The following is a 6,460-nucleotide window of genomic DNA, read 5'->3' on the forward strand; positions in this document are numbered from 1 at the left end:
GGTCCGCGCGCGGCGGCCTCGTCCAGCGCGGCGTGGCAGCTCGCCACGACCGCCCGCGGATCGGGCTCCACCGCGATCAGCTCGAACCCGCGGGCCGCGCTCGCGGGACCGAAGGCGCGCCTGGCGAAATCGGCGTCGGAGCCGGTGCCTGGAAGCGCGACGACGAGGGGAACCGCAGGTCGAGTGGCCCTCGCGACAGGTGGGGAGTCGAACACCGGGTCGAGCGTAGCGGGGGTGGCCACGGGCATCTACAGTGGCGGGTGTACGGCCAACAGCCGGTCGTCACAGAACAACCACGATGGCGTGTGACCCGCGCCATCAGGTAGCAGGAGAGCGTGCAATGCCATCCGCAGCCTCAGGGTATTTTCGACGTCTGGGCCGCAGGCTGACCGAGGACATCGACCAACTCGATGCCGAGGAGCTGGCCGAGACCGCCGAGGCGTCGGGCGCCTGCCGGGCGTCCGAGTGTCGTCGTGGTGACGAAGCGACGATGCTGGGTCGACTACGGAGCGTGGAGGCCTGCCCCAAGTCGTCGGGCGCCAGTGTTCAGGCAGAATTCTTCGACGGCACCGATGCCATCACCCTGGTGTGGATCGGTCGCCGGCGTATCCCCGGTATCGAACCGGGACGGCGAATCCTGGTTCGCGGCAGGGTCGGCGACCGCGATGGCCGTAAGGTGATCTTCAACCCCTACTACGAATTGCGCGGGAACAGCTGACACGTATGCCATCGAGCAACGACCACGGCGCCGAACTCGGCACGCCGACCGATATCGAGCGACCGATCGACGCCACGGTTCCGCGCCGCGGCGGCGGATACGCCGAGGCCGATGAAGCGTCGGCCGAGCGGGCGAAACCCGCCGCACCGTCGCTGCTCGAGCAGATGGGCGGTTTCAGCGGCCTGATCTACTCCACGCTGCCGGTGCTCGTCTTCGTTCCCGTGAACACCCTCGCCGGGCTCACCGTCGCGATCTGGACGGCGCTGGGCGTCGCGGCCGCGGTGCTGGTGTGGCGGCTGGTGCGGCGCAGCCCGGTGCAACCCGCGATCTCCGGTTTCCTCGGCGTCGGCGTCTGCGCGCTGATCGCCTACCGGGTCGGTGAGGCCAAGGGTTTCTTCCTGTTCGGCATCTACACCAGTCTGCTCTACGCGGGGGTGTTCCTCGCCTCGATCCTGGTGCGCTGGCCGCTGGTCGGCGTGATCTGGGGCGTGCTCAACGGCCACGGCTCCGAATGGCGCGCCGATCGCAGGGCCGTGCGCCTCTACGACCTGGCGACCGCCACCTTCGTCGTGGTCTTCGCGGCCAGGTACCTGGTGCAGTCCCAGCTCTACGACACCGATCGCACCGGGTGGCTCGCCGTCGCCCGGATCGGGATGGGCTGGCCGCTGACCGCGGTCGCTTTCGCGGTCACCGTCTGGGCCGTGCGCCGGGCCGGTCATCTGCCGCGCACCTCCGCCGAAAAGGCCTGACGCAGAACAGGGTGGGGCCGCTCCCACCGCAGAGGTGGGGCACTCTCCACCCTGGGGTGCCTGGTCGGTGAGCCGAGTTCGTCAGAGGATCGTTTGCGAGACGAAAAACGCAACGATCGGCGAGAAAGGACTCGGACATTGGCTACCGAGCACCAGGTTTCGACCACCAAGTCCCACACCCACCCCAGCCCCGCGCTGTCGGAGAGCCGCCGGGTGGCGGCGGAATTGGACAAGCTGATCGGCCCCGCCGCCGCGGGTGACAAGCGCGCGGTGTCGGAGATCGTGCGGGTCGTGCATCCGCTGATCCGCCGCTACTGCGGTGCGCGTCTCGGCAATACGGCCCACCTGCAGGTCACCGCCGACGACGTGGTGCAGGAGATCCTGCTGGCCACCGTCAACGCCATCCCGCGCTACCGGGATCAGGGCAAGTCGTTCCTGGCGTTCGTCTACGGCATCGCGTCCAACAAGATCGCCGACGCGTACCGGCGCTCGCAGATGCACCCGACCTATCCGGTGGCCGAGGTGCCGGACACCCCGTCGTCAGCGGCAGGCCCCGAGGAGTGGGCGCTGGCGCTCGAACGCCGCTCGGCCACCAGGGAATTGATGAAGGTGCTCGCCCCCGCGCACCGCGAGGTGCTGGTCATGCGGATCGTGCTCGGCTGGTCGGCCGCGCAGACCGCGGAGGCCATCGGCACCAGCCCCGGCGTGGTCCGGGTGATGCAGCATCGCGCCCTCAGCAAGCTGCGGGCGCAGCTCGAGATGGCCTCCTGAGCCCGATCCGCGGCAGCAACCCGTATCGGGGAGTTACGGCTTGATGCCGTGGTGGGCCAGCTCTACCCGCAGATCTTCCTCGGCTTCCGTCGACGTCACGAACAGCAGCTCGTCCTCGCCCTCGAAGGGGTCGTCGGCCTGCGGCACGATCACCCGGCCGCCGCGCAGGATCGTCACCAGAGCGGCGTCGCGCGGCAGGGTCAGGGCGCGCACGGGCTTGCCCGCCAGCGCGGTGTCGGCGGGCAGGGTGATCTCGACGAGGTTCGCCTGTCCCTGGCGCAGCGTCATCAGCCGGACCAGGTCGCCGACCGAGACCGCCTCCTCGACCAGGGAGGCGAGCAGGCGCGGGGTCGAGACCGCCACGTCGACGCCCCACGACCCGTCGAAGAGCCATTCGTTGCGCGGGTCGTTGACCCTGGCGACCACCCGGCGCACGCCGAACTCGGTCTTGGCGAGCAGGCTGTGCACCAGGTTCGCCTTGTCGTCGCCGGTGGCCGCGATGACCACCTCGTAGGTCTCCAGTCCGGCGTCTTCCAGCAGTGCCAGCTCGCACGCGTCGGCATGCACCCAGATGGCGTCCGGAATGGCGTCCGGGTCGATGTGGTCGAGCTGACGCTCGAGCAGCATCACCGTATGTCCGCTGCGTAGCAGTTCCCGGGCAATCGATCGGCCGACGGCGCCTGCCCCGGCGATGGCCACCTTCATGATCAGTCCTCGCTAGCAGGGGGCTTGCCGGCCATCGCGACGGCCGCGCCGACGTTGCCGGAGTTCGCGGCCACGTAGACGATGTCGTCGGCCTGGACGATGGTCTTGCTGTCGGGGAGCAGGCCCTGGCCGAACCGGATGATGAACGCCACCCGGACGGCGATCGCGCGCTCCAGATCGCGCACCGTGCGCCCGTACCAATCCTCGTGCAGCGTCAGCTGGGTCACCGCGACAGTCCCGGTGGGGTCGCGCCAAGTGGTGGTGCTGGAATCGCCGACGAGGGTGCGCATGAAGCGGTCGGTGGTCCACGGCACGGTGGCGATGGTCGGGATGCCGAGCCGCTCGTAGACCGCGGCGCGCTTGGCGTCGTAGATCCGGGCCACCACGCGCTCGATGCCGAAGGTCTCGCGGGCCACCCTGGCCGAGATGATGTTGGAGTTGTCGCCGGAGGAGACCGCGGCGAACGCGTCGGCCCGTTCGATTCCGGCGCGCGTCAGCACATCTCGATCGAAGCCGACGCCGACCAAGCGCTCGCCGGGGAAATCGTCACCGAGCCGCAGAAAAGCGCTCGGGTCCCGGTCGATCACGGTGACCTCGTGGCCAACCCGGACCAGGGCGCGGGCCAGCGACGAACCGACGCGTCCGCATCCCATGATCACTACGTACACCGTGCAACCTCGCTCCTGGACCACTGGCGTTCGGTCTACTTGCCTGTCCGCAGAACCGTACCCGCCGGATGTGCCCATGGCCCACTTTCCCCCTTAGGGGGGCGGGCAAACCTGTTTGTGACGCGTGGGCCTGGGCAGACGCGTAGCGCCACCCCACGGGCGATCGGCGGTCAGGGGATCTATGCTCGCTCCAGTGTCCAAGTTGACGACGGCAGCCAAGCGGATGCTGCTGGGTAGGCCCTTCCGTAGCGATTCGCTGGGGCACACGCTGCTGCCGAAGCGAATCGCGCTTCCGGTGTTCGCCTCCGACGCCATGTCGTCGGTCGCCTACGCGCCGGAGGAAATCTTCCTCGTGCTCTCGGTGGCAGGCGTCTCGGCCTACGTGTACGCGCCGTGGGTCGGTCTCGCGGTCGCCTTCGTGATGGCCGTCGTCGTGGCCAGCTACCGCCAGAACGTGCACGCCTACCCGTCCGGGGGTGGCGACTACGAGGTCGCGACCACGAATCTGGGGCCCACCGCGGGACTCACGGTCGGCAGCGCCCTGCTGGTGGACTACGTGCTCACCGTCGCGGTGTCGATGTCCTCGGCCGCGTCCAACATCGGCTCGGCCATCCCGTTCGTGGCCACCCACAAGGTGCTGTTCGCGGTGGTGGCGATCGCGCTGCTCACCGCGATGAACCTGCGCGGCGTGCGGGAATCGGGCAAGGCGTTCGCGGTCCCGACCTACGCGTTCATCTTCGGCATGGTCGTCATGCTGGCCTGGGGACTGTTCCGCACCGTGGTGCTCGGCGAGGATCTACAGGCCGAGTCGGCCGGGTTCCAGCTCGAGGCCGAGGACGAGCACCTGTACGGCTTGGCCTTCGCCTTCCTGATCGCGCGCGCGTTCTCCTCGGGCTGCGCCGCGCTGACCGGTGTGGAGGCGATCAGCAACGGCGTGCCCGCGTTCCGCAAACCCAAGTCGCGAAACGCCGCGACCACGCTGCTGATGCTGGGCGGCATCGCGATCGTGCTGCTGATGGGCATCATCATCCTGGCGCAGAAGCTCGGCATCGTGTACGCCCACAACACCGAACACCTGATCGGCGCGCCCGAGGACTACCAGCAGAAGACGCTGATCGCCCAGATCGCCGAGACCGTGTTCCAGGGCTTCCCGATCGGCTTCTTCTTCATCACCACCGTCACCGCGCTGATCCTGGTGCTCGCCGCCAACACGGCCTTCAACGGCTTCCCTGTACTGGGTTCGATTCTGGCCCAGGACCGTTATCTGCCGCGCCAGCTGCACACCCGCGGCGACCGGCTGGCCTTCAGCAACGGCATTCTGTTCCTGTCCGGCGCTGCGATCGCGTTCGTCGTCGTCTTCGGCGCCGAGGTCACCAAGCTCATCCAGCTCTACATCGTCGGCGTGTTCGTCTCGTTCGTGCTCAGCCAGACCGGCATGCTCCGGCACTGGACGCGGTTGCTGCGCACCGAGACCGACCCGGCGCAGCGGTCCAGGATGCACCGTTCCCGGGTGATCAACGCGATCGGCCTCAGCGCCACCGGCGCCGTGCTGATCATCGTGCTCATCACCAAGTTCTTCGCGGGCGCGTGGATCGCGATCCTGACCATGGTGTCGATCTTCGTGGTGATGAAGATGATTCGCCGCCACTACGATTCGGTGGCCAGGGAGCTCGACGAGCACGAGTGGGACGGCGTGCTGCCGAGCCGCTCGCATTCGATCGTGCTGGTCTCGCGGCTGCACCTGCCGACCCGGCGGGCGCTGGCCTACGCCCGCGCCACCCGCCCGGACACGCTCGAGGCGATCACGGTGAACGTTGACGAGGCCGACACCAGGGCGCTGGTGCGGGAATGGGAGAACAGCGATATCACCGTGCCGCTGAAGGTGATCGAATCGCCCTATCGCGAGATCACCAAGCCGGTGCTCGACTACGTCAAGCGGGTGCGTCGCGACGCACCGCGCGACGTGGTGACGGTGTTCATCCCCGAGTACGTGGTGGGCCACTGGTGGGAGCAGATACTGCACAACCAGAGCGCGCTGCGGCTCAAGGGCAGGCTGTTGTTCGAGCCGGGCGTCATGGTGACCTCGGTGCCATGGCAGCTGACCTCGTCGACGACGCGGGCCAAGCAGGCGGGCGAGATCAACGCACCCGGCGCGGTGCGGCGTGGCTACGAGGACCGGGTATGAGCGCGCGGCGCGCGGCGAGCGGGTCCGGGCGATGACCGACTGGCTCGGCTGGACCTTCGACCTGCGGCTCGGCCCGCCCGGACACGGCGGGTTCTGCGTCGGCAGGCACGAGGGCCGGGTCGTGTTCGTGCGGCACGGGCTGCCCGGTGAGCTGGTGCGGGCCACGGTCACCGAGGACCGCGGCGGTTCGTTCTGCCGCGCCGACGCCGTGCGGATCCTGGAGCCTTCGCCGGATCGGGTGCCCGCCACCTGTCCGGTCTCCGGGCCGGGCGGCGCGGGCTGCTGTGATTTCTCGCATGCCACTCCCGCCGCGCAGCGCGGGCTGAAGGCGGCGGTGGTCGCCGAGCAGCTGCGCAGGCTGGCGAGGATCGACCGCGAGGTGACGGTCGAACCGATCGCCGGATACCCGGACGACGCGACCGGCGGCTGGCGCACCAGGATCCGGCTGCCCGTCGATGCCGAGGGGCGGGCGGGCATGCACCGCTACCGCAGCACCGAGGTGATCGCGGATCTGCGCTGCCCGCAACCGGTTTCGGGTGCGATGGAGGGGATCGCGGATCGCGTCTGGACGCCCGGCGCCGATCTGGTCGTCGCGGTGGACGGTGACGGGGTGCGGCACCTGGTGGAACTGCCGCCCGCCGAGCAGGCGACGGCGCGGCGCGGG

The 6,460-nt window shown here is 69.2% G+C and carries 7 protein-coding genes and 1 pseudogene; 5 read left to right on the plus strand and 3 right to left on the minus strand.

What is annotated here, in order from left to right; all coding sequences use genetic code 11:
• A pseudogene (locus tag NL1_RS35310) lies at window positions 1-215 on the minus strand (alpha/beta hydrolase); the annotation flags it as partial.
• Between the two features lie 125 nt (window positions 216-340).
• Between NL1_RS35310 and NL1_RS35315 the strand changes: the two are divergent.
• The 3 genes from NL1_RS35315 (at window position 341) to NL1_RS35325 (ending at window position 2,238) form a co-directional block, all read left to right on the plus strand.
• Complete coding sequence (locus NL1_RS35315; RefSeq protein ID WP_067849155.1) at window positions 341-718, plus strand: OB-fold nucleic acid binding domain-containing protein; 378 nt, start codon at window positions 341-343, stop codon at window positions 716-718.
• A 5-nt stretch (window positions 719-723) separates the two neighbouring features.
• Window positions 724-1,467, plus strand: a complete 744-nt coding sequence (locus NL1_RS35320; protein ID WP_084511428.1) for a DUF3159 domain-containing protein — start codon at window positions 724-726, stop codon at window positions 1,465-1,467.
• A 138-nt stretch (window positions 1,468-1,605) separates the two neighbouring features.
• Window positions 1,606-2,238 (plus strand): sigma-70 family RNA polymerase sigma factor, encoded by a 633-nt coding sequence (locus NL1_RS35325; RefSeq protein ID WP_084511429.1) that lies wholly within the window; start codon window positions 1,606-1,608, stop codon window positions 2,236-2,238.
• 33 nt (window positions 2,239-2,271) lie between these two features.
• Here NL1_RS35325 and NL1_RS35330 read toward each other — a convergent pair whose 3' ends face one another.
• Window positions 2,272-2,943, minus strand: a complete 672-nt coding sequence (locus NL1_RS35330) for a potassium channel family protein (protein ID WP_067849158.1) — start codon at window positions 2,941-2,943, stop codon at window positions 2,272-2,274.
• Between the two features lie 2 nt (window positions 2,944-2,945).
• A complete protein-coding gene (locus NL1_RS35335; protein WP_067849161.1) occupies window positions 2,946-3,611 on the minus strand; it encodes a potassium channel family protein in 666 nt (221 codons plus the stop codon).
• Between the two features lie 193 nt (window positions 3,612-3,804).
• Between NL1_RS35335 and NL1_RS35340 the strand changes: the two genes are divergently transcribed.
• Together NL1_RS35340 and NL1_RS35345 are read left to right on the plus strand one after the other, a co-directional pair.
• Window positions 3,805-5,796, plus strand: coding sequence for an APC family permease (locus NL1_RS35340; protein WP_067849164.1), 1,992 nt, complete (start codon window positions 3,805-3,807; stop codon window positions 5,794-5,796).
• A gap of 31 nt (window positions 5,797-5,827) precedes the next feature.
• Window positions 5,828-6,460, plus strand: a 633-nt coding sequence (locus tag NL1_RS35345) for a TRAM domain-containing protein (RefSeq protein ID WP_156095203.1), incomplete at its 3' end; no start/stop codon positions are given.

It is taken from the genome of Nocardia lijiangensis NBRC 108240, assembly GCF_001613045.1.
Lineage (GTDB): Bacteria > Actinomycetota > Actinomycetes > Mycobacteriales > Mycobacteriaceae > Nocardia > Nocardia lijiangensis.